We start from the raw sequence: 26232 nt of genomic DNA, 5'->3' as shown, positions 1-26232 counted from the left end.
ATTCCCCTTTCGCTATATTATTCCTTTTTCTTTCAAACTAACATATTGATTTTTTCCAATTATTAAATGATCTAATAAATCAATTCCCATTATCTTGCCACATTCTTTCAATCTAATTGTTATATTAATGTCTTCCTTACTTGGTGTAGGATCTCCCGAAGGATGATTGTGACAAATGATTATGCTAGAACTACTCTTTTTTAATGCTTCCTTAAAAATTTCTCTTGGATGCACAATAGATGAATTTAAACTACCTTTAAAAACATCTTTTATTCCTATTATATTATTTTTAGTATCTAGCATTATAAGTTTTAAAACCTCTTGTTTTAAAAACACCATTTCTTTCATTACAAGTCTAGCTATATCATTAGGGGATGTTATACCTTTGCCTTCTCTAATTAAGCTTAGCATGTTAATTCTTCTAACAAGCTCACCAACCGCCATAATTTGACTTGCCTTTATGTTCTTAATTCCCTTTATACTAGTAATCTCATCAATTCCAGCATCTAATAAACCATCTAGTCCATTAAATTCAGATAAAACTCTAGTACTTAAAGAAACTATATTTTCTCCTCTAGTTCCAGTTCTTAAAATCACTGCAAGAAGCTCTGCGTTACTTAAGGTTTCTGGTCCGTTAATTAATAACTTTTCAATAGGTCTTTCTTCTTCTGGCATATCTGTAACTTTTATACTATTATTCATAAATAAACACCTCAAAATAGTAACTTTATTTATAAATATGCCCTAAATTCCTACTCTTTAACCTTATTTATCATTTTATTTAAAAGATTCAGCGGTAATCCTACTACATTGTAGTAACACCCCTCTATACCTTCTACAAAAACTCCACCGTAGCCTTGTATTCCATAAGCTCCTGCTTTATCAAGTGGTTCACCTGTTTTTATGTAATCTAATATTTCGCCATCTGTTAAATCGCTTATCTTTACTTCAGTGTATAAAGCTGCTTCTTCTGTTTTATTATTATACATATTTACAACTACTATACCTGAGTAAACTCTATGAGTTTTACCACTTAATTTTTTTAGCATTCTATATGCATCTTCTTCATTTTTAGGCTTGCCTAAAATTTCATTATCTAATACAACTACAGTATCTCCTGCAATAATTACAGCATCTTCCTTTAGGCTATTTTTAGTGCTAATTGCTTTTCCCTTAGCTAAGTTAATTACATATTTATCTATATTTCCATTAAATAATACAGTATTCTCATCAAAGTGACTTACTTCAATATCAAAATCCTTAATTATCCTATGTAATAACTCTTGTCTCCTTTCAGATGCTGATGCTAAAACATATTTCAAACCTATCACATCCTAATTTTATACATATTTATAGTATTGACAAAATGGCACGGTTTAAAACCAAAAATAAAGACAAAGATAATTGTCCCTATCTTATATCTTATATAGTTTATCATTATATAAGTTTTGAAACAAGTAGCTTTGCCCTTCTTTATTCAATTTTTATTTATTTGTAATATTTTCGTTATTTTTTACAAACGACATTTTTCTACTTTTCTATTCTACTCAATACTGAATAAATATACTCTAATTCTGAAACTATATTTGACTTATTTATAGTCTCTGGTAATTCATTAATATGTTCTTTATATTCACTTAAAATATCAATGCTATCTCCCTCTGTAATATCTCCTAGTTCTTTAGTCCAACTTTTAAAATCACTAGTATTAACTTCTTTAACCTCTTCTTCTCCTGCTGTATTTAAAATTTCTAAATATCCTTCTGTAATTACAATAACTTGATTTTCTACTTCATCATTTTTATTTAATCCTAGGTTAACCTTTATATTTTCAATTCCCTTTTCTTTTAAATTTTCCATAAGAGCAGCACTATCAGCTTCCTTAGCTATTCCAGCTATAACTCTATATTTGCCTTCTGCATCTTGAACTATAAAAGAATTAAAACTACTGTCTATAGTATTTAATACTTGTTTAGCATTTTCTTCTTTAGAGAAATATCCACATTGAATTAAAGCAAAGTTTTCTATATCTTCTGTTTCTGCTGTATTATTACTATTATCCCCATCTTCAGCTTGAGGTATAGTATTGGTTTGTCTTGAGGTATCGATATTAGGAATAACTTTTAATAATATCCATGCTGCAAGTAAACCTATAACTACCGCCGCAAGAGTTGTCATAACTAAAGATGTTAAAAGATTAATTCCATTATTCTTCTTTTTGTATTGATATTTTGTGTACTTCATTTTATCCTCCCCCTCTTTCTATACTTCATATATATTCTAAATTCCTTGATAATATTCATTATGTAAAATAAATTTTATAAGATTTTTTATTAAAGAAATTTAGAAAAACTTATTAAAAGAGTGGGCTATTATAAAAAAGTTATTTATAAGGTAACATCTTTATAATTTCCTAAAGAGTAAAGTAAAATATGGGCTGTCGCACAAACAGCCCATATTAAGAATTTAAAATTAAAAATGAAGAATTATTGATGTAATTCTTACAGAATTACTAAAATTAAATTCCTTTCAAAACTCTTTCAAGAGTTTTTTCATTAATTTTTCATTGTATTAAAGCTTTCTTTACCTAATAACTATGCTTCTCTTACAACTGAAACTCTTTCTTTGTTATGTCCTCCATTAACTGCTAAGTCAATCATTGCTACAGCATAATCTTTGTAACTAATTATACTTTCACCTTTTGAGTTAAGCTTAAATTCTTCTCCAGCAAGAATATATTTTCCAGTTTTTTCTCCATCCGCTTGGAAATCTGCCGCTGGACTAACATATGTCCAATTTACATTATTAACATTTCTTATTTCTAATAATTGATTGGCTTGAGCAGTTGCTAACGGCTTAAATACTTCTGGGAAATCTTCTCCATCCTTAAGTTGAACTGTATGTTCTTTATTTACATATAAGCTACCTGCTCCACCAACTACTAAAAGTCTATTAGCTTTGTCTTCTAAAATCTTAGTTAAATGCATTAATGATGTAGTATGATTATTTAAAGTTTCTGGTGTGAAAAATCCTAACGCATCTATAATTACATCATAATCTTTAATATCATCATAATTTAAATCATAAACATCCTTAATTAAATTTTTCTTTGAATTAACTACTTCTTTCCTAGCAATAGCTAGTACATCTATACCTCTTTCTATAGCCTCATTTAATATACGAGAACCTGCCTTTCCATTGGCTCCTATTACTGCAATCTTCATTTTAAATTCCTCCCTTATTTTCAAAACATTATCTTTTATACATTAATTATAGGACCTAATAGTTCCATAAAAAAGTACGCACTTTCAAGTAATATAGTTACTTAAAGGAAAGAATTAAGGTAAATAGCTAATTAAGAAAAAAAGAAATTCAGCACTAAGCCAAATTTCTTTCTTATAATTCTATTTTTTATTTTAATTCCTGAAGAACTTCAAGTAAGTATTCCCAAACATTTTTAACTGATGAAATACTCATATGTTCTTCTGGTGTATGAACATCATAAAGATCAGGTCCAAAGCTTATCATATCTAATTTTCCTAATCTTTCATTAAATAATCCACATTCAACCCCTGCATGAATTGCTACTATCTTAGCTTCTTTTCCATACATTCTCTTATATACATCTTGACATATTCCTCTTACCTTTGATTCACTATCATATTGCCATTCTGGATATCCAGCAGTAGTTTCAAATTTTGCACCTATTAAATCTGCTACTGTTTTACTTCTTAATACTATTTCATCCTTTAAAGATGCTATTGAACTTCTTATTGCACTATCATATTCAACAATATCTCCATTGGTAATAACTACTCCTAAGTTTGTTGAACTTTCAACTAAATCCTCTATTTCAACACTATTAGTGTTAATTCCATTTGGTATTAAGTAAAGTAAATTTACTGCTTTTTCTGTATCTACTCTTGTAAATAATTTTTCAACTTTTTCTGTGTTTTCTAATATAGAAACATTAACTCCTGGATCTTGAGTTTTTAATTCATTTACTAAAATAGGATTCCATGAATTAATTATTTCTTTTGCTTTTTCTAAGTCACTAGCTTTAACAGCAATTACTGCATCTGCTTCTCTAGGAATAGCATTATTTTTTGATCCACCATGAACTGATGCTAATTTATAATCTATATTTAATAACGATTTTAAGATTCTACCCATAATCTTATTAGAGTTTCCTCTTTCCTTATTAATTTCCATTCCTGAGTGACCACCTTTTAATCCTCTCACTGCAATATGTAAGAAATTATTGTAGTCTCCTACTTCTTCTAAATTAACTTTTAATAAGTGCTTGCTTCTAATTCCACCAGCACAACTTACTAATAGGTGTCCTTCTTCCTCATTATCTAAGTTTAAAAGAATTTTTCCAGTAATATGCTCTTTAGAAACTGCCATAGCTCCTGACATTCCAGTTTCCTCATCAGTAGTAATTAATACTTCTAGCGGTGGGTGTGGAATATCTGTAGAGTCTAGAATAGCTAATGAATATGCAACTGCAATTCCATTATCTGCTCCTAAGGTAGTATCTGTTGCATAAACCATATCATCTACAATTCTTAATTTTAATGGATCCTTTTCAAAATCATGTTCTGTTCCCTTATTTTTTTCACAAACCATATCCATATGTCCTTGAAGAATAACAGTTGGTGAATTTTCATATCCCTTTGTACCAGGTTTTTTAATTATTACATTTAAAGCCTCATCTTGGTAAACTTCTAAATTAAGCTTTTTAGCAACACTTACTAAGTAATCGCTTATTTCCTTTTCATTTCCTGAACCCCTTGGGATTTGTGAGATTTCCTCGAAATATTGAAAGACCTTCTTAGGTTCTAAATTTTGTAAAACATTCATGTTTTTATCTCCTTTCCTACTAAATTATGTTAGAATTATATTATAAATAAAGTATATCATAGTATATATGATACTTAAATTTTATTTTTTTATTATAATTATTCGGAATATTCACAATTTTTATTATGAGGTGATGTTATGCAAAAAACAAAAATGATTTTTACCATTGGCCCCGCAAGTGATACTGAAGATATTCTAAGAAAATTTATCCAAATTGGAATGAGTGCTGCAAGATTAAACTTTTCTCACGGAACTCACGAAACTCACAAAGAAAAAATAGATCTTATAAAAAAAGTAAGAGAAGATTTAAACTCTCCTACAGCAATTATCCTTGATATTAAAGGTCCTAAAATAAGAACTCATAACTTTGTTAATGACGGTGTAGAACTTCATGAAGGTAATGACTTTTCTTTTATATGTGATGATGAAATATTAGGTGATAATGAAAAATGTACAGTTTCATATAGAGATTTATATAGAGATGTTAAAGTGGGTGGAGAAATCTTAGTAGATGATGGTTTATTAAGATTTAAAATAAAAGAAATTAATGGAAAAGAAATTAAATGCTTAGTTACAGTTGGTGGTACTATTAAAAATCATAAAGGTGTAAATGTACCAAATGTTAAAATAAATCTTCCTTCTATTACTGAAAAAGATAAAGAAGATTTAATTTTTGGATGTGAAAATAAAATTGATTTTGTTGCTGCTTCCTTTATAAGAAAAGCTTCTGACATCCAAGATGTAAGAGATGTTCTAAAAAGTCATGGTGGAGATTACATTCAAATTATAGCTAAAATCGAAAATCAAGAAGGTGTTGATAATATCGATGCAATTATAGAGGCTTCTGATGGAATAATGGTAGCTAGAGGTGATATGGGAGTTGAAATTCCAATTGAAAAAGTCCCTATAATCCAAAAGAACATAATAAGAAAATGTAATGAAGCTGGTAAAATAGTAATTACAGCAACACAAATGTTAGATTCTATGATAAGGAACTCTCTTCCTACTAGAGCTGAGGCATGTGATATATGTAATGCTATTTTTGATGGAACAGATGCAATTATGTTAAGTGGAGAAAGTGCTAGTGGAAGTTATCCAATTGAAGCTGCTGAAATGATGTCTAGAATAGCTATAGAAACAGAAGCCAACTTAGATTACAACTACTTAAATAAGAGATTGAAAGAACCTTCACTTACTTCCTTCTCAGAAGCTATTAGTTATTCAGCATGTAGAAGTTCAAACCTATTACACGCAAAAGCAGTAGTTGCAGCAACTAATAGTGGAGCTACAGCAAAGCTTATATCAAAATATAGACCTAAATGTCCAATTATTGCTATAACTCCATATGATGAAGTTAGACGAGGACTAAACCTTAATTTTGGTATCTATCCAACAAAATGTGAAGTATTCACTACTACTGATGAAATACTAAGTGAAGCAAAGAAAGTTGCAACAAAGTTATCCTTTGCAGAAAAAGGCGAGGATATTATAGTTGCAGCAGGAATGCCTAGTGCTACTACCGGCGGAACTAATATGCTAAAAATAGAAAAAGTATAAATATAATGTTACTTCTGACCTAGAATTCATTCCAAGTCACAGTAATATTATTGATGCTATAATTTAAAAGATACTATTTAGAAACTAATGTTACGAAATGGTATCTTTTTGCATATGTTTATTTATATTAAACTAAAAACCATGATTTCTTTAAACTTTAATATGCTATAAATGTCTTAAAACCGTTATTTTTATTTTCTTCGTGAAAATTTCATTTAGCGAAGAAATCATAATAAGTATAAATTACACATATAAAATAATTATTAATTATTTTATATGTAAAGGAGATAAATATATGAAAAAAACATTAATTATTACATTAGTAAGTGTTATGTTATCGACGTCATTAGTAATTCCAGGTAAAGATGTAAAGGCAGAAACAGTAACTAATAATAAAACAAATATTATACAACCTAGGGAGTCAGGATCATTTATAGTGACTGCTTCATCAGGAGCATATATATATGCACAAAGAGATGAAGCATCTTATAGAGTTTATTATGCTCCATGTAATACGGTATTATGGAGAATGGAATATGGCACTACTTATGATCAATATGGAAGAGCTTGGTATAAAGTTAGAACGTATGATTCATATTATTCTGGATGGATATTAGCAAGCACTGGATATAAAGATTGATATGAAAAAAAAGACTTTTATAATATTAGCAATTTTTTTTTTGATTGTAATATTTATTAATAAAATTATTAATAAGGATATTTATAATATTAGAAATATTATAAATTATTTATGCTCTGACGAAATTAATGATAGGGAATTTAAAAGTTATGGAAATCAAAAGGCATCAGATTATATTAATAATCTATATAAAGAAATGGATTTAGAGTTTGTATTTGAAGACTCATATCTTAATAGTTTTAATTATGATTTAATAAAAATAAATAATATTATTGGAAAAATTAGTGGCGAAAATAACAAAAAAGCTATTATATTAACAGCTCATTTTGATGCTTGGTATAATGGGGCAGTTGATAATGCCTCAGGAGTTTCAGCAGTAATTGAAATAGCAAAAAAACTAAAGGAATTTTCAGAGACAAATAAGCTTAATCAAGATGTAATATTTTTAATGACAAATGCTGAAATGAATGGGTATAAGGGAAGTGAAGATTTTGTATTAAAACTATCTGAACTAAATTATGAGAATGTCTATAATATTAATATAGATTGTATAGGAATAAAAGATTCAATTAACTCTAGTGGATTAGGCTTAAAGAATTTAAGTCACTTAGAAGAATCAAAAAAATTATATTCAGGAATAAAAGAAGTATTAGGAGAGTACGAGATAGATTATACGGAAGATTTTTCTACAGAAAAATCTAGACTTGCATATGAACAGGGTTATGGAGTTAGTGATTATGTTTCTTTCGAAAAAAATGGATATCCTAATATTCATATTTCGCAAAAGGATATTGGAGAGTTTATATTAAATGAAAATGATGATCCTAATTTAATAGATTATAGAAAAATAAAAAAAATTTCAGAAGCATTAGCTCAATATATAAAAGAAGTTGATTTTTAAAAATAAAAGATAACATATATAAAAATATTTTTAGATATGTTATCTTTTATTTTTCGTGAAAATTCCTTTTAGCGAAATTTTATTAAGTTATATATTTTATAAATTATTAATTCATAGCTATCATCAATCATATCTATATGATGAGGCACTTTATCAATTTGTTCAATTATTTTGTTTAGAAATAAAAGAATCAAGACACCTACGTTCCCCAAAAATTTATAAAATCTCATAAAGATTATTCTCCTTATTCTTTTTAAAATATACTTCTGACAACTTTTGATTAATATATTTTACAATTATAATAAAATTAAAAATATTTAAATGTTAGATAGAAGTAATTGTATTAATCTTGAATCCTAACAAGTCTATATCCAACGCCTATATGAGTTTGTATATAAGTATTTTTTTCACAATTTTTTTCTATCTTTTTTCTTAAAGTAGCCATGAAAACCCTTAAGGATGGTATATCACTTTCATATGCTACTCCCCAAATCTCTTTTAATATATAAGTATGAGTTAATACCTTCCCTACATTTTTGGCTAATAAACATAGTAATTTATATTCTATTGGAGTTAAGTGAGTTTCTCCATTTTCAATAAATACACATCCTGATGCGTAGTCTATTCTTAAATCTCCATTTATAAATTCACTACTTTCTTCTTTTTTTGTATTATCATAATTCATTTTACGAATAGCAACCCTTATTCTTGCTAGTAATTCATCTACACTAAAAGGCTTAGTTAAATAATCATCAGCTCCAGAATCTAAGGCTTCAATTTTATCTTTATCTTCACTTCTAGCACTAACAACTATTATTGGACAATTAGACCATGTTCTAATTTTTTTTATTATATTAACTCCATCTATATCTGGAAGACCTAAGTCTAATATAATAATATCCGGTTTATGTGATGTAGCAAGAATTATTCCCTGATTTCCGTTTTCTGCTACAAAACAGTTGTAAGAATGAACTTCTAGAGTTGCATGCATAAAATTTCTTATTGCTTTATCATCTTCAATTACCAAAATTGATTCTTTCATTATTAACCTCCACCTTTGATAGTGTAAATCCTATTACTGTTCCATGAGGATAATTATTTCTAACATAAATTTCCCCACCATGAGCATTTATTATTGACTTACATAAGGCAAGTCCTAAACCTAATCCTCTTCTACTATCAACTTTATTTCCTTTAATGGTAAAGAACATATCAAATATACACTCCTGATTCTGCTTACTAATACCTATACCATTATCTATAACTTCTACTATAACCTTTTTACCTTTTGTAAAAACATCTATTCTTATTTCCGTTCCTATTTCAGTATATTTAATAGCATTATCTATTATATTTATCATAACTTGTACTATTAATCTTACATCTACATCTACTAATAATAAATCATCTTTAATATTAATCTTAACATCATAGTCAGAAATCTTACGATTAACATGTTGAAGAGCTTCATTTATTATCTCTTCAACTAACTGAGGCTCTGTATTTAATTTTACATTTCCATTATCTAATCTAGATACTGATAATAAATTTTCAACTAGATTTATTAACCAAATAGAATCATCATAAATGTCTAATGTCAATTTTCTTTTTGTTTCTTCATCAAAATTATTATTTAATATTGAACTAGCACTTCCAGATATACTAGTAAGTGGTGTTCTTAAATCATGAGACACAGCTCTTAATAAGTTGGCTCTAAATCTTTCATTTTCAGCTTGCATTAAAGCATTTTTCTTAGATTCATTTAAATTATACTTTTCTATCGCAAAAGATATCTGACTTATCATAGCCTCTAATAATGATTTTTCACTACTATCTATTACTTCATTTTCTCCCATTACTATTCCAATTACAGCCATAACATTTTCTTGTCCCAAAAGAGGAATATACATTGCCTTTGCTCCTGGAATTGTATCTGTATTTGCTCCTGCTCTTTTTTTGTTTTTTATAGTCCAAAGGACTACTCCCTTTTCATCTTCACTTGCATATTCTCTATCTATCTCACTACCATCATCATACTTATAATTATAAATACTTTTTATATCCTCGTTTTCAACTTGATAAATTATAATTGGTTTCTTTAAAAATTTATACAATTGTCGTTGAGCTGTTAATATAATATCTGATAAATTATCGCTTCTTTCTAAATCTCTACTTGCTTCTAGTAATATATTAGTTCTGTTTGCAATTACTGCTGATACATTTGCTTGATATTTAACTTTATTAGTCAATGTACTTGTAACTAATGCGGAAGTCATCATTATTACAAAGGTAACTAAATACCCTGGATTATAGAAATTAAGTGAAAACCTTGGATCTGTATATAATAAATTAAATAGTACTACACTAGCCAAGGAAGCAAAGCCACCATAAATATATCCACTAGTCTTATTTGATATTAATAATACGCCTAGTATAAATACTGTAATTATATTGGATTCACTAAATCCTAAGTTATATAATATTAAACCAATTATTACAGCTCCAAGTAATATACTTAAGGTTTTTATAGTATCTGAAACTGATATATTCATGAATTTCATTTCATATTTTCTTCTATCTATAGTATTTTCATTATCTGGTATAACATATATATCTATATCTGGCGTTAATTCCATAATTCTATCTACATAGCTAAGCTTAGATAATAAAAACTTTTTTCTTCTTTTTGTTCTACCAATTATAATCTTAGACACACCACTTAACTTGGAATATTCAGATACCTGATAAGGTACATCATCTCCATATACAGTTTCTATATTAGCTCCTAATTCCTCTGCTAGCTTCAAGTTTTTTCTTAAACTTTGAATGTTCTTTTCTCCTAAATCTTTAGATGATTTTGTTTCTACAAATAAAGCTGTAAACTTTGCACTAAATGCATCTGCCATTCTGGCAGCAGCTCTTATAACTCTGGCATTAGATGGAGCTGAACTTAAGCATACTAATATATGCTCATTAGTGTGATATATATTTTTACTATAAATCTTGTTAATATTCACTTCCTTATTAACTCTATCTGCAGTTTCTCTTAATGCTATTTCACGTAAAGCTACTAGATTTTCTCTAATAAAGAAGTTATCTAATGCTTTTTTAGCTTGTTCATTTTTATATATCTTTCCTAAATTTAATCTTTTCATTAAATCAGAAGGTTCAATATCTATAAGTTCAACTTGAGATGCATCATTAAAAATTCTATCTGGAACTCTTTCATTTACCACTACATGAGTAATTGATGCAACTATATCATTAAGGCTTTCTATATGCTGTACATTTACTGTTGTGTAAACATCAATACCTGCATTTAAAAGTTCTTCTATATCACTATATCGTTTTTTATGCCTTAGTCCATGAGCATTTGTATGTGCAAGCTCATCTACTAATATTAATTCTGGTTTTCTTTTTAAAGCTCCATCTAAATCAAATTCCTTTAAAACTATTCCTTTATATTCAACTTCTAAATTTCGTAAAACCTCTAATCCATTTAAAAGAGCTAATGTTTCTGGTCTTGCATGAGGTTCTATATATCCAACCACAACATCAATGCCTGCTTTTTTAGCTGAATGAGCAGCATCTAACATTGCATAAGTCTTCCCTACACCAGCAGCATAACCAAAGAATATTTTCAGTTTTCCTTTTTTGTTTTTTTCTTCATTTTCATTTATCTTTCTTAATAAATCATCAGGATTAGGACGATTTTCCATAAACTTAGCACCTCATTATTTTAATATCCCATCTAAAGCTAAATTAACTTCTAAAACATTAACAGTTTCTTCTCCAAATATACCAAAAGCTCTTCCTTTAGTATATTTATCAATAATATTCTCAACTTCTTCATTGCTTATATTACGACTTTTTGCTATTCTATCTACTTGATATTCTGCTGCTTCTAATGAAATATGTGGATCAAGTCCACTTCCTGAAACTGTAACTAAATCTACTGGAATAGCATCATCTTTTTTATCAGGGTTTGACTCTTTAATTTTATTAACTCTTTTCTCCATTATCTTTTCATACTCATCACTTGCTGGACTTAAGTTTGATGGTGTTGAATACATTAGAATTTCTCCATCTTCATTTTTGTAAGTAGTAGTATCTATATTCATAACACGTCCCCACATATATTCATTTCCACTAAACTCTTGTGCTAGTAAAATACTTCCATAGGCTTTACCATCTATTTCTATAATACTACCATTTGCCTTATTCTTAAATAAAATTTGTGAAATTCCTGTTATAAAAATTGGATATATTAAACCACAAATTAAAGTAAAAACTAGTATAAACTTAAATGCCTTTCCAATTATTTTCATGACTATTCCTCCTACACTAAACCAATTGCAGTTATTATAATATCTATAAGTTTAATTGCTATAAATGGAGCTATTATTCCTCCTAATCCATATACTAATAAATTTCTTGATAATAATTTATTAGCTGGGACTTCTCTGTATTTTACACCCTTTAATGCTAGTGGTATAAGTGCTATTATAATTAACGCATTATAAATAACTGCTGATAATATTGCACTTTCAGGACTATTTAACCCCATTACATTTAACTTTTGTAATTCTGGATAAAGTCCAATAAATAAAGGTGGTATTATTGCAAAATATTTTGCTATATCATTCGCAATACTAAATGTAGTTAATGCGCCTCTTGTCATTAAAAGCTGTTTTCCTATTCTAACTATTTCAATAAGTTTAGTAGGTGATGAATCTAAATCTACCATATTACCAGCTTCTTTTGCTGCTTGTGTTCCTGTATTCATGGCAACAGCAACATCTGCTTGTGCTAAGGCTGGTGCATCATTCGTACCATCTCCAGTCATTGCAACTAAGTGACCTTTCTTTTGAAAATCTCTTATCATATTTAGTTTTCCTTCTGGAGTTGCCTCTGCTAAGAAGTCATCAACTCCAGCCTCTGCTGCTATTGCTGCTGCAGTCAACGGATTATCACCTGTAATCATTATTGTTTTAATTCCCATTTTTCTAAGATCTGCAAATTTTTCTTTTACACCCTTTTTAACTATATCCTTTAAATGTATTATCCCTAATACCTTATTATTTTTAGCAACCACTAATGGAGTTCCCCCAATTGTTGCAATTTCCTTAACTTTTTCTTCACATTCTTTAGAGAAATACCCTCCATTTTCTAAAATATAGTTTTTGACTGCATCTGAAGCTCCCTTTCTTATTCCATTACCGTTAAAATCTACTCCGCTCATTCTAGTTTTAGCAGTAAATTCAATAAATTTAGCATTTAAAGTACTCATATCTCTTGCCCTAATTCCAAATTGATTTTTTGCTAAAATTACTATACTTCTTCCCTCTGGAGTTTCATCTGCAATAGAAGATAATTGTGCTGCATCTGCTAATTCTTTTATATCGACTCCATCTACAGGTATAAATTCAGTAGCTTGTCTATTTCCAAGTGTTATAGTTCCTGTCTTATCTAACATTAATATATCTACATCACCAGCAGCCTCAATAGCTCTACCACTCATAGAAAGTACATTTGCTTGATTTAACCTACTCATTCCTGCAATTCCAATGGCAGATAATAACGCTCCTATGGTTGTTGGAGCTAAGCAAACTAATAAAGCTATTAATGAAGTTATAGATGTGCTATTTATCTTACCTGCCTCACTGGAAATAAATTCAGAATAAGTGTATAAGGAAACTGTTACTATAAGAAATATTATTGTCAGAGAAACTAAAAGTATTTCTAAGGCTTTTTCATTTGGTGTTTTCTTTCTAGCTGCCCCCTCTACCATAGCTATCATTTTATCCATAAAACTTTCACCAGGATCGTTGCTTACTTTAATAATTAACCAATCTGATATTACTGTAGTTCCGCCTGTAACTGCACTTCTATCACCACCGCTTTCACGAATAACTGGAGCTGATTCTCCTGTAATTGCACTTTCATCTACAGAAGCTGCTCCATCTATAACATCTCCATCAGCTGGAATTTGTTCTCCTGAAAAGACAATAATAATATCTCCTTTTTTAAGTTCAGTTGAATTTATTTTTTTTATATTTTCTCTTTCTCCTATAGATGGAATCTTATTTGCTAATACATCTTTTTTAGCTGAACGTAATGCATCAGCCTGAGCTTTTCCTCTTCCTTCAGCAATAGCTTCTGCAAAATTTGCAAATATAACTGTAAACCAAAGTAACACTGCTATTTCTAAAATAAAATTTGGTGAATTATCTTTAATTCCTAATAAAGCTAAAAGATATAAAATTGTTGTTAAGATAGAAGCTATATATACTATAAACATTACTGGATTTTCTTTTTGTGTTTTTGGATTTAATTTTATAAATGAATCTTTAATGGCTCTTTTTAATATTTTTTTATCAGATAAAAAACCTTTATTCTCTCTCATTTAACTTCCTCCTTCTATCCTATTGACTGAAAAAATTCTGCTATTGGTCCTAATGCAAGTGCTGGGAAAAAGCTTAAAGCACCTACTAAAAGAACAATAAATATTAATAACCCTATAAATAAAGCATTATGGGTTGGTAATGTTCCTACCCCAACTGCTACTTTTTTCTTTTGAACTAAAGATCCTGTAATAGCAAGAGTTCCTAACATAGGTACAAATCTTACAAATAACATCATTAAACCTAAACTAATATTTATAAAAACTGTATTTGCTTGAAATCCTGCAAAGGATGAACCATTATTTCCACCTGCTGATGAATATGCATACAACATTTCTGAAAAACCATGAGCTCCACTATTAGTAAGGCTATTAGCTACACTTGGTACTAACGAAGCAATTCCACTACCTATTAATGTAGCTATTGGTGTTGCAAGACAAACTAACATAGCCATTTTCATTTCAAAAGGCTCTATTTTCTTTCCTAAATATTCTGGAGTTCTTCCAACCATAAGTCCTGCTATAAAAACTGCTATTATTGCAAAGGCTAACATTCCATACAGTCCACATCCAACTCCCCCAAATATGACTTCTCCTAATTGCATTAATAACATAGTTACCATTCCCCCTAGAGGTGTATAGCTATCATGCATAGAATTAACTGATCCATTAGAAGCTGCAGTTGTAAAGGCTGCCCAAGTTGATGAAGAGGCTATACCAAATCTAGCTTCCTTCCCTTCCATATTACCACCAGCTTGATTTATTGATGATATATTTACAGCTCCATTTTGAGCAAGCTGTGGTGTTCCTTTTGATTCATTTACTGCTATCACTCCAAGTGCTATAATCAGCATTAAAAACATAGAAATAAATATTGCTCTTCCTTGTCTTTTATCCTTTATATTTCTTCCAAAAGTAAAACATAACGCTGCTGGTATTAATAAAATAGATATCATTTCTACTAAATTACTAAAAGGTGTTGGATTTTCAAAAGGATGAGCTGAGTTTACACCAAAAAATCCCCCTCCATTAGTTCCTAATTGTTTAATTGCAATTTGGCTAGCTGCTGGCCCCTGTGGTATAACTTGTTTGGTTATTACTGTTCCATCTTCAAGAGTTATAGGTTGTAATAAATCTACTTCTTTATATGATGAAAAATTTTGCACGACTCCCTGAGAAACTATTAATAATGAAACCACTATTGATAAAGGCATTAAAATATGAACTATACTTCTGGTTGCGTCCACCCAAAAATTACCTATAGTCTTTTCTTTTACTCTAGTAAACCCTCTTATAAGTGCAAATAAAACTGCTATGCCTGTTGCTGCAGATACAAAGTTTTGAACAGTTAATCCAATCATTTGAGTAAGATAACTTAATTGACTTTCTCCTGAATAAGCTTGCCAATTGGTATTACTTACAAAACTAGATGCTGTATTAAAACTTAAATCTAAGCTCATTCCATTAACACCTTCTGGATTTAAAGGAAGAATTCCTTGAAGTATTTGCAATAAAAATAAAATTATAAATCCTATTAAGCTAAAAGCTAATACAGATTTCGCATATTTTTTCCAATCCATCTCTTCATTCTTATCGATATTAATTGTTTTATATATAAAACTTTCTACAGGATTTAATATCCTACTTAAAAATGTTTTCTCACCATTCATTACTTTTCCAATATAATTTCCTAATGGAATAGCTAATATAATTAATATCCCTAAATATAGTGAATACTGTATTATTGAGTTAATCATTCCTTTTCACCTCTTAACAAAATATAAGTTAAATAAACAAATAATGATAAAGCTACTAAACCTATAAGAATAATAATTACTGACATCTTTGTCCCCCCTTATGCCTTAAATTATATTAGGATTAATATTAAGATGGTGTTAGGATTAATTATGATGACATTAAGATTGTATAAAGATTTGAAAAAGTAACTATTATAAAAAGACTCTTTATAATAAAACTATTACAAAGAGCCTTTAAAAGATTTCAAAGTTTGTTTACTCTGAAATATAAATTATTTATTTTTTGAATTATTAGATGATGATTCTTTACTTTTATTATCCAGTATTGAATTCTCAATAATAGTATAAAAAATAACATCTTCTTCATCTATATTTTCATTATTAACTTTAGTTATATTGAATTTTGAAGTTAAACTGAATATATTACCATCTATATCATAAACTTTATCTCCTTTGGAGTTAGTTATAGTATAATCCTTACAAAACATAAAAAATTTTTGTTTCCCACTACCTATCTTTCTTCCTGTTTCATCATAAAAGTACTGCCTACGATTTAATTTCCAAAAATCACTTAGTTTTTCTTCTCCAATATATCCAGTAACATTACCATTAGAATCACTAACTTCAGCCAGCCTATCTAAAGAAATATTAAATAAATTTCCATAAGTAGGTCCTAATCTTTTTATTTGATACTCACTTTTTATTACATTTCCTTTTGAATCTAATAATTCAAGTTTATCTCCAAAAGGAGTGAAAAATCTTCCTCTTACTTCTCCAACCACTACATTATCCACGCTTACATAGTAATGCTTTCTAAAGGAAAAAATTTTTCTCTGTATTTTAATCTCTTTTGCTTCATCTAAAATTTCCTCTAAACTTTGATTTTCTATATCAAATAAATCACTAGATGTCTTTCTAAATAAGCTAAACATTTGTAATGAGTATGCTACTACAATTAAACAAATTATAGAAGTAATAAATTTAAAAAATCTCCTAGGTCTATTACTCCCCCTCATAATAATCCCCCTCATAAATAATATATCAAACTTCATTATGAGTTATATAATACTATATTTTATCATTAATATCAACTTTAATTTAAAAATTTCTATATTCATAAAATATATTTGTAATAATAAAAATATAAGGAACTCAGCATAAAGTGAGTTCCTTAAATAATTCTATATTTAAATTTTTTCATTACTGATTTTTTTCTTAGAATAATCCTTTAAATAAGTCTCCTAATGATACTCCTTCATCTGTATCATTGTATTGTAAATATTCTTTAGATTTCTCTTCAGCATCTTTTATAGTTAATGATATTTTCTTATTAGTCTTATCAACATCTAATACCTTAACTTTTACATTTTGTCCTAAAGTTAATACATCTGATGGCTTTGCTATGTTCTCTTCTGAGATTTCATTTATATGAACTAACCCTTCAACTCCAGGGAATAATTCTACAAAGGCACCAAACTTTAAGAAGTTAACTACCTTTCCATCTAAAACTCCCCCAAGCTTTAAGGCATCTCCATATTTAGTCCAAGGATCTTCATTAATATCTTTTAAGATTAAAGATACTCTTTCATTTTTAGTATCTACTTCTCCAACGAATACTTCAACCTTATCCCCTTCTTTAACTACATCTTCAGCTCTATGAACTCTTCCCCAAGCTAAGTCATTTAAGTGAATTAATCCAGTTACTCCCCCAATATCAACTAGTGCACCAGCTCTAATAATCTTTTTAACAATACCTGATCTCTTTTCACCAGACTTAATTGATTTCCATGATTCTTTTTTATTATTTTCAAATATTTCATCTTCAATTACTCTTCTTGAAGCTACTATTTTTCTTGATTTAAAATCTAATTCAATTATTTTAACTTCTAATTCTTTTCCAATTAAATCAGATAAATTAATTCTTTCTCTTGAAGATAAAGAAGCTGGTATAAATACTCTAATATTTCCATAGTAAGCAACTAATCCACCTTTAACTTCTTCCTTTATATAAACCGTAATAACTTCTTCATTATTAAAAGCCTTTTTAATATCTTCTTTTTCAGTAACCTCTAAAGCTTTTACTCTTGATAATTGAACATATCCTTCTCCGTCATTTGGCGATAAAACATAAACCTTAATTTTATCTCCTATATTAACAACTTCTCTAGGGTCTTTATCCATATTTGTTAGTTCTTCTTTTTCAATAAGTCCATCAAAGGCATAATTAATATTAACCATAACTTCTTTATCATTAACATCAATAACTTCTCCGTCTAATATATCTCCAGTTCTTATTCTCTTAACATCAAAGTCCTTTAATAAGTCTCCCATAGTTCCTTCAAAATTCTGATTTGTCATGTATTTCACTCCTTAAAATATGTTGTGCTCTACTTTAATTTTAGTTGAATGTGATATTGATTACAAGTTTTTATAATATTAACTTTATATTAATTATTAGTAAAATTAATTGTGTTATAATTATTATATTAAATAGATACAAGATATGAGTTATATAATACCTTATTATAATGTAATTATAATAAGTAAATAAGAGATATATTACGATATGTATAGTAATTATTAGTTACTTATGTAATTTTTAATTTTTTTACTAACTTTTAACCATAAATGAATTTTGAATATTTTATATTTTTTATATAAAATAAATTTATAATCTTTTCTTGGAGGTGAACCTTATAAAAAGAAATAACAGTAAAAAAATAATATTTAGTGTATTTTTAACCTTTATTTTTTTAACTTCTAGTTTTCTTATAGATACAGTTCCTATTTTTGATACAATTACTCATGGTGAAACTATAGTATCAGCTAAAACTAAAACATCAAGTGGTTTTAAAAGTTCTAGCGGATTCAAGAGTTCTAGTAGTTCTAAAAGCTCTAGTAGCTTTAAATCAAGTGGTGGAAAATCAAATGTTTATAAGTCTTCTAGTAGTTTTAAAAGCGGATCCTATAGCAGTGGCAGCTCTAGTTCTTCAAATAGCTCTAGTAGTTCCAATAGCTCAAAGAGTCAAAGTAACTCTAGTAACTCTAGTAGTAATTCTGGAAGTTTTAAAAGTGGATCATATAGTAGTGATGTAGATAAAGGTAAATCTGGAACATCAAAGGGATTTTCTTCTGGTTCTTATAGCACTACAGATAAAAATAATACAACTCAAGATAAAGATTACAACAATGAACCAAATAGCTATGACAATTATGACAATAGTGGTGGATTCTCATTAGGAGATATCTTATATGGATTATCATCTATGCGAAGCTTTGGCTTTAGTATGGGGGGTGGAGGTATATCCTTTGGCTCCATATTAATAATGGCAATAGTATTTGTAATTATAATGGCTATAATAAAAATTTATTTGAAAAATAGAAAATATTAATTTAGGAGGATACTTATATGGGTATATTTACAAGAATGTCAAACATGTTAAAATCAAAAGTTAATTCAACTTTAGATGAAATGGAAAATCCAATAGAATTATTAGATCAAAAAATTAGAGATATGGAAAAGCAATTAAATTCTGCAAAATTAAACTCTGCTCAAATAATCGGGAATGCTCACGAAATAAAAAAGCAAATGGATGCTTGTGAAGTAGAAGTTAAGGATTTTGAAGATAAGGTAAAATTAGCTTTATCTAAAAATAATGAAGACCTAGCTAAAAGAGCTTTAGCAAGAAAAATAGAGTCTGAGAAGAAGTTAGAAAGCTTAAAGACTAGTTATGAAAATGCAAGACATCAAGCCGATACAATTAAGAAAAACCTTGCTGCTTTAGAAGCGGAAATAAATAAAACTAGAAGCTATAGAGATGAAGCTGCTGCTAGATACAGTAATGCTAAAGCTAGTCAAAAAGTGAACGAAGTTCTTGCAAATGTTCAAACTAAATCAAATTCTATTGAAATAGATAGTATAGAAAGAAAAATTCAAAAACACGAAGCTTTAGCTCATGGTTTAAACGAACTTAGAGATGTAAATACATTTGAAAGTGAATTTGAAGCTTTAGATACTGTTGATTTAGACTTAGAGCTTGAAAAGTATAAAAATAATAATAATAATAATTAGGTGATTAAATGTCTAATACTATAGATTTTATAAATACTGAAAGGGACACTATTGGAAAGACTTATACTGAAATTACTTATGCAATAAGTGAGGTTTCTCCCTTTCTTGATTCAAATATATTAAAAAGAAGAAAGTATTATTCGAAACTTCCTATATTAAAAAAATATATAGAAATGCTTAATGATGCTGAGTATTCTAGTAAAAATAAAAAATTTAATTTTTTTAAAAAAGATGATAGCATATTAAAGTTAGAACAATATAAAAGTGATAATTCAGAGGATTTTATTCAATTCGAAAATTGTTCCAAATGTTCTTGTCTTAATTGCATAAAAGAATGTGATTTTAAAAGTTGCAGCGGATGTAAAGTTAATTCATATATAAAATCTTGTGATAAATCTAAGTTAAATGTTCGTTTTCACAAAAACTTTATTTTAGATTTAACTAATAATAATACTGGAAAATCTAGCAGATATAAAGTGCTTGCAACACTTGAAAACTGTGTTGAAGATAAGCTTTATATAGCTCTTGAAAATTTACTAGATAGTAATGATAAGCTTCTTCTATACTATTATCCTGGAATTTCATCTGATGATTTTGGTGAAATTACAGACGAGGAAGAATTCAATCTTATAGTTGAAACTTATGAGCAAGCATAATGTGCTTCACACAATAGAAAATATATACTAGATAATTCATAAATAATAATAAAATGGTTGCCCCAAAAGGCAACCATTTTATTATTCCTTTATAAATACTAATTCCTTTTCTGTAGACATATCTTCATTAAATAAGTATCCATCTATATCTAGCTTCTTAATATCTTCAATATCTTCAATTTCATTTTGTATTATATATCTAGTCATAACCCCTCTAGCCTTTTTAGCATTGAAGGTTATAATCTTGTATTCTTCGCCTCTTAACTCTTTAAATATAGGAGTTACTACATTTACCTTATTACTTTTTATTAAACCTTCTATAGATTTAAAATATTCATATGATGCTAAATTAATTATGGTCTTATTTTTATGAGACTTTAATTCTTCTATTAAGCTTTCTTCTAATGTAGTATCCCAAAATTCATAAAGATCTTTTAATCCATTTACTTTTAACTTAGTTCCCATTTCAAGTCTGTATTCATTAATTCCATCAAAAGGTCTTAAAACTCCATATAATCCTGATAATATTCTTAAATGCTCGTTAGCATAGAAAAGTTCTGAATGTGATAAGCTTCCTACATCCATCCCCCTATAAACATCACCTCTAAAAGCAAGAATTGCTTGCTTTGAAGTATCTAGACTTTTAGTCCATTTTTGAAATCTATCTCTGTTTAATGTAGCTAATTTTGTACTTATTTTCATAAGCTTCTCTAAAGAATAACTATCGTAATTAACAATTTCATCTATTATTTCCTGCGACTTATCTAAGAATCTAGGTTCACTCATAGGTAAGTTACTATCTTTTTCTTCAAAATCTAATGTTTTTGCAGGAGAAATAACTACTAACATAATAATCCTCCTTTTATCTTATATTTTATACTATTTCTTTCTTTTTCATTTCACTATAACAATAATTAATTATATCACTTCTCTTAATTATTCCAATAAAAATTCCTTCATCATCTACAACCGGTACAAAATTTTGACTAGTAGCTAAAGATATTAAACTTTCAACGTCAGCACTTATTGAAACACTTTTATGCTTTCTTTTTCTTGATATATCATTTACTCTTACATTTTCAGTATTTCTAAAGTTTAAATCAGGAGTGTTTTTAAGCTTCCAAAGTAAATCTCCTTCAGTTAAAGTTCCAACATATTTACCGTCTTTATCTATTAATGGAATAGCTGTATATCCATGATGCTCCATTTTCTCAATAACTTGTCTCATAGTAGAATCTAGATATTCATATATCACCTCATTTTTAGGTGTTAAAAAAAATGCTATATTCATAATGTCTCTTTCCCCCATACTTCAATTATAAATCAAGTCACATCTATATTTTATCATATCTAGAATGTAATTGTTTTAGAATATAATAATTTTAATACTTAATTAATTTATTATCCATTTTTTTGATTTTATAACTATAATTCATATATTCTATTTCGTCTATTATGGTTGAAACTTCATTATATACTTCTTCTCCACTGAAAGTTTTCTTAACTATAACTTCATTTATTACTTTGTTATCACATTTTGGGCATTTACCAAGAGATAAAAATCTCCATTTCATTGGAATAAAACCGTATTCTAAATCTATTTTTATATTGCATTTTGGACATTTACAACTTATTTTTTCCTTATCCAATTTATATTCGCTTAAATTCTTAACTTCTACTGCTGGCATATTATATATATCCTTAATAATATAATTCTTTAATACTCTAGAATTATATATTCTCCTAAATACTTCTGCTGTATAAACTGCATCATTTAATGCATCATGTAACTTACTATTGTCAACTTTTATCTTTAATTCTTCTAATGCATTTTTTAAACTTAGAGATTTTTTCTTACCTAGAATCTTAGTAGAATATTCTTGTAAATCTAAATAATTTTTTAACCAGCTTAAATTTTCATATTTATGATATATTGCATTACTTATTATCTCAATAATATCGTCCTTTGCCCAAGAACATATTATATCACCATCATCAATAATCTTTGATAACTCATCCATACCTTCTGGAAATGGTAATCCATTTCCTAAATCCTGTTCTGTAATATTTGTTATTTCTGATATTTTAGGATTTAAAACTGGAATAACTGATGGCTTAATATACGTTTTAAATTCTTTTAATGGCTTCATGTAATTATCTAATTTTATAGCACCTATTTCTATTATTTCATTATCTAAATCAATACTTTCAAGGTTTGGATAATCCTTAAGTATATTAGGATAATATTTATGTATGCCTTCTAAATTATTAAACTCTAAATCAATTATTATAAATGACATTTCATACCTCTCACTACTTTATTCTCTTAAATATATTATGCCATTTTTTATGAAACTTTTCACTACTATTGTTGTAAATAATAGTCAAAAAGAAAAAAACTCCCCTAGGAGTTTTCATCAAAGTTTATTCCTGCAAGCTTCATTAAATGAACTGCATTTTGTGTTTTACTCTTTCCTTCTCTAAGTTTATAATCAAACTTAATCTTACCATCCTCATAGTATTCTTGGAAATTGTAGTTTTTAATCCAATGTCTACTTTGTTCTAAATCACAAAGCTCTAAATCATGGGTTGAAACTAATCCCATAGATCCATTCTTAACAAGCTGATTTATAAGAACCTTAGCACCTTCATGTCTATCTCTTGAATTAGTTCCTTTAAATATCTCATCTAATAAGAAAAATACCTTTTCTCCTTTTTTAGCAGCTTCAATTAATATTTTTATTCTCAAAATCTCCGCATAGAAAGATGAAATACTTTCTTCTAAATTATCTTTAGTTCTCATACATGTATAAATACTAAAAATACTACAACTAAAGCTTTTAGCACAAACTGGAGCCCCAATATAACTTAATAGTAAATTTATACCTATTGTTCTTAAAAAAGTGCTCTTACCTGACATATTTGATCCTGTAATTAAAGCTACCTTTCTTATAATTCCTTCTTTTTTATTTAATTCAAAACTATTGGAAACTGCCTTTATTCCAAGCATAGGATGGGCAACTTCTATTCCCTCTACCTTATCATCATTATATATTTCTGGATAGCACCAACTATCAAAATCAAATGCTAAATTAGAAATACTAGCTAAGGCTTCAATTTCTCCCATAACCTCAAGCCATCCTTTTAATTTACTCCCATTTAAGTTTCTCCATTCTTCTAGATTTCTTAAAATAAAAGTATCTGACAATATAGTTACATTTAAAAGTAAATAGTATGCATTTCCAGTACTATCTCCTAACCAATCTACTAATGACTTCAAAGCTTGCATTTCTTTAATAGCACTTTTATTACCATCTACAAGCTTTGCTTTTAAATCTTTTAATAATTCTGACTTGAATTCTTCTTCATTCATTAAGTTTAGTAAATTTGTATATGCCTCTATATCTTTTTTATGACTATCAAATAGTGAAATTACTTCTGATAAATCTTTAGTAAGAACTTTAACTACTACGTAATTAATCATAAATACTAATATTAAATATGTTATAGGTAAAATTCTAAGAGTAACTAATACTATTGATATAATAGTAAGAGCTATAAATAAATATGGAACAATTTTAAATATAGGTTTAATTTCTCCCTTAGAATTTGCCCACTCTAATAATTTATCTATATCCTTTAAACCGCTTTTCTTAAGTGTTGACTTTACTTCTAGTTCTTGTCTCCACTTAACTTTTTCTCCTAATTCCTTAATAGCTTCTTGCTTCTTTACTATTTCATCTTTACTAGGTATATCTTTTAAGGAAAGTATCTCACTTAACTTTTCTCTACCAAATTTAGTTTTAGTGGAATTTATCATTTGAAATAAGGAATTTCTACCAAATATGTCTAAGTCACTTGTAAATGGATGTTTTTCATCTAAAAACTCTTCTCCCTTATCTTCTACATTTTTAAAATTCCCATTAATTCTATCTATTCCTCTTTTGTTAATTGAAATAATTAATTGTGATTCTTTTTTATCTCTTATCTTTTTATTATGAAAAATAGCAATAATAAGAAAAAAAGCTAAACCTATTACTATAGATAAAATTAATAAAAGTATATTTTCTGTTTTAAAGAAATAATATCCCGTAGCTATAACTGCTAAAACTATTCCTAATCTTATAACTGAAATTATATTAATAATTTTATTTAAGTCTTTTATTCTATCTTCATTTTTAGAAATTTCATCTTCATAAAACTTTAATGACCTATTCATATACACACCACCTTACTTAGTTATTTTACCATTAAAACCAATAAAGAAATATACTATTTATTGCTAAAAAAAATTAAGAATGAAAATTTATTGTTAAAGTCTCATTATATTGAAAACTTCTATATAAATTTTTCATTCTTAACTTACAAAAATTATTTATTATTTTATTTACTTAACTCATTATAGATAGTTTCTAAGTTATACTTCATTCCATCTAAATAACTCATATTATCTTCCTTAGTTTCAAGACTATAAATTTTTACTACTTGTGCTCCAACTTCCTTAGCTAAAGTCTCTGCTTCCTTTTCACTTGCAGTAGATTCACTAAATACTGTTTTTACTCCATTTTCTTTACAATAGTTTATTAATGCTTCTAAATTTTTAGGTGTTAATTCTCCCTCACCGAAAACATCAGCTATACTTTTTTGAGTTAGTCCAAAATCTCTGCATAGGTATCCAAAGGCAGCATGTCCAGTAACAAAATCCTTATTAGTTAGATTTTTAAACTTATTTGCATATTCGTCGTATAAAGTATTAAAATCATTCTTTAATTCTTCAAAATTTGCTTCATAATAATCCTTATTATCTGGATCTACTTCAACCAAAGCATTTTTTATGTTTTCTGCTTCTATAATAGCATCAGTTAAGCTTAACCAAGTATGTGGATCTTTTCCTCCATGATTGTGATCATGGTCATCTTCTTCGTTATCATGGTCATCTTCTTCATGATCATGGTCATCAAGTTCTTCTTCTGACACGCTAATTGCATCTATGCCTTGACTTGCTTCTACGACCTTTACATCTTTTCCTTCAACAGTTCCTAAAACAGAATCTATCCATTCTTCCATCCCAAGTCCATTATAAACAAATATATCTGAACTTATTAAATTATTTAAATCCTTTGGCTTTGGATCAAAACTATGAGCATCACTACCATCAGGTATTATTGAAAATACATCTACTTTATCTCCACCTATAGCTTCTGCAAAATCCTTTAATGGACTAATAGTAACGCCTACTCTTAGTTTTTCTCCTTTCTCCTCTTCTGAATCCTTGCTTACACAACCTGAAAAAGATACTAATATACCTAATATAAGTCCAAGACTTATTAATTTTTTCTTCATTATTACACCTCGTTTTTGCAAATGATTTGCATTATTCATA

The 26232-nt window shown here is 27.9% G+C and carries 23 protein-coding genes; 6 read left to right on the top strand and 17 right to left on the bottom strand.

From position 1 onward, the window contains the following. Positions 1-12: 12 nt before the first annotated feature. The 5 genes from radC to ACQPVP_RS02270 form a co-directional block, all read right to left on the bottom strand. The gene (gene radC / locus ACQPVP_RS02290; protein WP_430846844.1) at positions 13-702 is read right to left on the bottom strand and encodes a RadC family protein; all 690 of its coding nucleotides are present in this window, start codon (positions 700-702) and stop codon (positions 13-15) included. 50 nt (positions 703-752) lie between these two features. Then, positions 753-1322: a Maf-like protein gene (locus tag ACQPVP_RS02285; protein WP_430846842.1), complete on the bottom strand. Its 570-nt coding sequence runs from the start codon at positions 1320-1322 to the stop codon at positions 753-755. A gap of 208 nt (positions 1323-1530) precedes the next feature. Then, positions 1531-2244, bottom strand: coding sequence for an SPOR domain-containing protein (locus tag ACQPVP_RS02280; protein ID WP_430846840.1), 714 nt, complete (start codon positions 2242-2244; stop codon positions 1531-1533). Positions 2245-2594: 350 nt separating this feature from the next. Continuing rightward, positions 2595-3224, bottom strand: coding sequence for an NAD(P)-dependent oxidoreductase (locus ACQPVP_RS02275; protein ID WP_430846838.1), 630 nt, complete (start codon positions 3222-3224; stop codon positions 2595-2597). 187 nt (positions 3225-3411) lie between these two features. Beyond that, a complete protein-coding gene (locus tag ACQPVP_RS02270; RefSeq protein WP_430846836.1) occupies positions 3412-4863 on the bottom strand; it encodes an aminoacyl-histidine dipeptidase in 1452 nt (483 codons plus the stop codon). A gap of 138 nt (positions 4864-5001) precedes the next feature. On the opposite strand from ACQPVP_RS02270, the gene pyk reads away from it, so the two are divergent. From pyk to ACQPVP_RS02255, 3 genes are all read left to right on the top strand, one after another. Next, on the top strand, positions 5002-6420 hold the full coding sequence (pyk, locus tag ACQPVP_RS02265; RefSeq protein ID WP_430846834.1) for a pyruvate kinase: 1419 nt from the start codon (positions 5002-5004) through the stop codon (positions 6418-6420). Positions 6421-6715: 295 nt separating this feature from the next. Next, the gene (locus ACQPVP_RS02260) at positions 6716-7060 is read left to right on the top strand and encodes a hypothetical protein (RefSeq protein WP_430846832.1); all 345 of its coding nucleotides are present in this window, start codon (positions 6716-6718) and stop codon (positions 7058-7060) included. A gap of 1 nt (position 7061) precedes the next feature. Beyond that, on the top strand, positions 7062-7961 hold the full coding sequence (locus tag ACQPVP_RS02255) for a M28 family metallopeptidase (protein WP_430846830.1): 900 nt from the start codon (positions 7062-7064) through the stop codon (positions 7959-7961). 343 nt (positions 7962-8304) lie between these two features. Here the strand turns inward: ACQPVP_RS02255 and ACQPVP_RS02250 are convergent, their stop codons facing one another. The 7 genes from ACQPVP_RS02250 to rpsA all read right to left on the bottom strand — a co-directional run bounded on the left by ACQPVP_RS02250 (position 8305) and on the right by rpsA (position 18479). Continuing rightward, a complete protein-coding gene (locus tag ACQPVP_RS02250) occupies positions 8305-9003 on the bottom strand; it encodes a response regulator (RefSeq protein ID WP_430846827.1) in 699 nt (232 codons plus the stop codon). After that, positions 8978-11680, bottom strand: a complete 2703-nt coding sequence (locus ACQPVP_RS02245; protein ID WP_430846825.1) for a DUF4118 domain-containing protein — start codon at positions 11678-11680, stop codon at positions 8978-8980. The genes ACQPVP_RS02250 and ACQPVP_RS02245 overlap by 26 nt, the downstream gene beginning before the upstream one ends. 15 nt (positions 11681-11695) lie before the next feature. Then, a complete protein-coding gene (gene kdpC / locus ACQPVP_RS02240) occupies positions 11696-12289 on the bottom strand; it encodes a potassium-transporting ATPase subunit KdpC (protein WP_430846823.1) in 594 nt (197 codons plus the stop codon). An 11-nt stretch (positions 12290-12300) separates the two neighbouring features. Beyond that, positions 12301-14367, bottom strand: coding sequence for a potassium-transporting ATPase subunit KdpB (gene kdpB, locus ACQPVP_RS02235; protein ID WP_430846821.1), 2067 nt, complete (start codon positions 14365-14367; stop codon positions 12301-12303). Between the two features lie 14 nt (positions 14368-14381). Continuing rightward, on the bottom strand, positions 14382-16121 hold the full coding sequence (gene kdpA / locus ACQPVP_RS02230; protein ID WP_430846819.1) for a potassium-transporting ATPase subunit KdpA: 1740 nt from the start codon (positions 16119-16121) through the stop codon (positions 14382-14384). Between the two features lie 272 nt (positions 16122-16393). Beyond that, positions 16394-17137: a hypothetical protein gene (locus ACQPVP_RS02225; RefSeq protein WP_430846817.1), complete on the bottom strand. Its 744-nt coding sequence runs from the start codon at positions 17135-17137 to the stop codon at positions 16394-16396. Positions 17138-17336: 199 nt separating this feature from the next. Beyond that, entirely contained in the window at positions 17337-18479 is a 1143-nt protein-coding gene (gene rpsA / locus ACQPVP_RS02220) for a 30S ribosomal protein S1 (protein ID WP_430846815.1), read from the bottom strand. 329 nt (positions 18480-18808) lie between these two features. Here rpsA and ACQPVP_RS02215 point away from each other — a divergent pair, with 329 nt between their 5' ends. The 3 genes from ACQPVP_RS02215 to ACQPVP_RS02205 are packed head-to-tail and all read left to right on the top strand — an operon-like array spanning position 18809 to position 20849. Continuing rightward, positions 18809-19513, top strand: a complete 705-nt coding sequence (locus ACQPVP_RS02215) for a hypothetical protein (protein WP_430846813.1) — start codon at positions 18809-18811, stop codon at positions 19511-19513. A 17-nt stretch (positions 19514-19530) separates the two neighbouring features. Next, positions 19531-20193, top strand: coding sequence for a PspA/IM30 family protein (locus tag ACQPVP_RS02210; protein ID WP_430846811.1), 663 nt, complete (start codon positions 19531-19533; stop codon positions 20191-20193). 8 nt (positions 20194-20201) lie between these two features. Beyond that, a complete protein-coding gene (locus ACQPVP_RS02205; protein WP_430846809.1) occupies positions 20202-20849 on the top strand; it encodes a DUF1292 domain-containing protein in 648 nt (215 codons plus the stop codon). 81 nt (positions 20850-20930) lie between these two features. On the opposite strand, the gene yaaA is transcribed toward ACQPVP_RS02205, so the two are convergent. The 5 genes from yaaA to ACQPVP_RS02180 all read right to left on the bottom strand — a co-directional run bounded on the left by yaaA (position 20931) and on the right by ACQPVP_RS02180 (position 26192). Then, entirely contained in the window at positions 20931-21698 is a 768-nt protein-coding gene (gene yaaA, locus ACQPVP_RS02200; protein ID WP_430846807.1) for a peroxide stress protein YaaA, read from the bottom strand. A gap of 25 nt (positions 21699-21723) precedes the next feature. Beyond that, entirely contained in the window at positions 21724-22140 is a 417-nt protein-coding gene (locus ACQPVP_RS02195; RefSeq protein ID WP_430846805.1) for a CBS domain-containing protein, read from the bottom strand. 91 nt (positions 22141-22231) lie between these two features. Further along, positions 22232-23149 (bottom strand): exonuclease domain-containing protein, encoded by a 918-nt coding sequence (locus tag ACQPVP_RS02190; RefSeq protein WP_430846803.1) that lies wholly within the window; start codon positions 23147-23149, stop codon positions 22232-22234. Between the two features lie 104 nt (positions 23150-23253). Further along, complete coding sequence (locus ACQPVP_RS02185) at positions 23254-25068, bottom strand: MutS-related protein (RefSeq protein ID WP_430846801.1); 1815 nt, start codon at positions 25066-25068, stop codon at positions 23254-23256. Positions 25069-25232: 164 nt separating this feature from the next. After that, positions 25233-26192, bottom strand: a complete 960-nt coding sequence (locus tag ACQPVP_RS02180) for a metal ABC transporter solute-binding protein, Zn/Mn family (RefSeq protein ID WP_430846799.1) — start codon at positions 26190-26192, stop codon at positions 25233-25235. Positions 26193-26232: the final 40 nt, after the last annotated feature.

Origin of the sequence: Clostridium nigeriense (assembly GCF_050585265.1) — a bacterium.
Lineage (GTDB): Bacteria > Bacillota > Clostridia > Clostridiales > Clostridiaceae > Clostridium > Clostridium nigeriense_B.
Note: the sequence above shows the minus strand (reverse complement) of the source record. Positions and strands in the feature narration are given on the sequence as shown.

Excerpts from the sequence above, each read along its gene's own strand:
- radC (WP_430846844.1), bottom strand. The coding sequence starts at position 702 with ATGAATAATAGTATAAAAGTTACAGATATGCCAGAAGAAGAAAGACCT.
- ACQPVP_RS02280 (WP_430846840.1), bottom strand. The coding sequence starts at position 2,244 with ATGAAGTACACAAAATATCAATACAAAAAGAAGAATAATGGAATTAAT.
- ACQPVP_RS02275 (WP_430846838.1), bottom strand. The coding sequence starts at position 3,224 with ATGAAGATTGCAGTAATAGGAGCCAATGGAAAGGCAGGTTCTCGTATA.
- ACQPVP_RS02270 (WP_430846836.1), bottom strand. The coding sequence starts at position 4,863 with ATGAATGTTTTACAAAATTTAGAACCTAAGAAGGTCTTTCAATATTTC.
- pyk (WP_430846834.1), top strand. The coding sequence starts at position 5,002 with ATGCAAAAAACAAAAATGATTTTTACCATTGGCCCCGCAAGTGATACT.
- ACQPVP_RS02260 (WP_430846832.1), top strand. The coding sequence starts at position 6,716 with ATGAAAAAAACATTAATTATTACATTAGTAAGTGTTATGTTATCGACG.
- ACQPVP_RS02255 (WP_430846830.1), top strand. The coding sequence starts at position 7,062 with ATGAAAAAAAAGACTTTTATAATATTAGCAATTTTTTTTTTGATTGTA.
- ACQPVP_RS02250 (WP_430846827.1), bottom strand. The coding sequence starts at position 9,003 with ATGAAAGAATCAATTTTGGTAATTGAAGATGATAAAGCAATAAGAAAT.
- ACQPVP_RS02245 (WP_430846825.1), bottom strand. The coding sequence starts at position 11,680 with ATGGAAAATCGTCCTAATCCTGATGATTTATTAAGAAAGATAAATGAA.
- kdpC (WP_430846823.1), bottom strand. The coding sequence starts at position 12,289 with ATGAAAATAATTGGAAAGGCATTTAAGTTTATACTAGTTTTTACTTTA.
- kdpB (WP_430846821.1), bottom strand. The coding sequence starts at position 14,367 with ATGAGAGAGAATAAAGGTTTTTTATCTGATAAAAAAATATTAAAAAGA.
- kdpA (WP_430846819.1), bottom strand. The coding sequence starts at position 16,121 with ATGATTAACTCAATAATACAGTATTCACTATATTTAGGGATATTAATT.
- ACQPVP_RS02225 (WP_430846817.1), bottom strand. The coding sequence starts at position 17,137 with ATGAGGGGGAGTAATAGACCTAGGAGATTTTTTAAATTTATTACTTCT.
- rpsA (WP_430846815.1), bottom strand. The coding sequence starts at position 18,479 with ATGACAAATCAGAATTTTGAAGGAACTATGGGAGACTTATTAAAGGAC.
- ACQPVP_RS02210 (WP_430846811.1), top strand. The coding sequence starts at position 19,531 with ATGGGTATATTTACAAGAATGTCAAACATGTTAAAATCAAAAGTTAAT.
- ACQPVP_RS02205 (WP_430846809.1), top strand. The coding sequence starts at position 20,202 with ATGTCTAATACTATAGATTTTATAAATACTGAAAGGGACACTATTGGA.
- yaaA (WP_430846807.1), bottom strand. The coding sequence starts at position 21,698 with ATGTTAGTAGTTATTTCTCCTGCAAAAACATTAGATTTTGAAGAAAAA.
- ACQPVP_RS02195 (WP_430846805.1), bottom strand. The coding sequence starts at position 22,140 with ATGAATATAGCATTTTTTTTAACACCTAAAAATGAGGTGATATATGAA.
- ACQPVP_RS02190 (WP_430846803.1), bottom strand. The coding sequence starts at position 23,149 with ATGTCATTTATAATAATTGATTTAGAGTTTAATAATTTAGAAGGCATA.
- ACQPVP_RS02185 (WP_430846801.1), bottom strand. The coding sequence starts at position 25,068 with ATGAATAGGTCATTAAAGTTTTATGAAGATGAAATTTCTAAAAATGAA.
- ACQPVP_RS02180 (WP_430846799.1), bottom strand. The coding sequence starts at position 26,192 with ATGAAGAAAAAATTAATAAGTCTTGGACTTATATTAGGTATATTAGTA.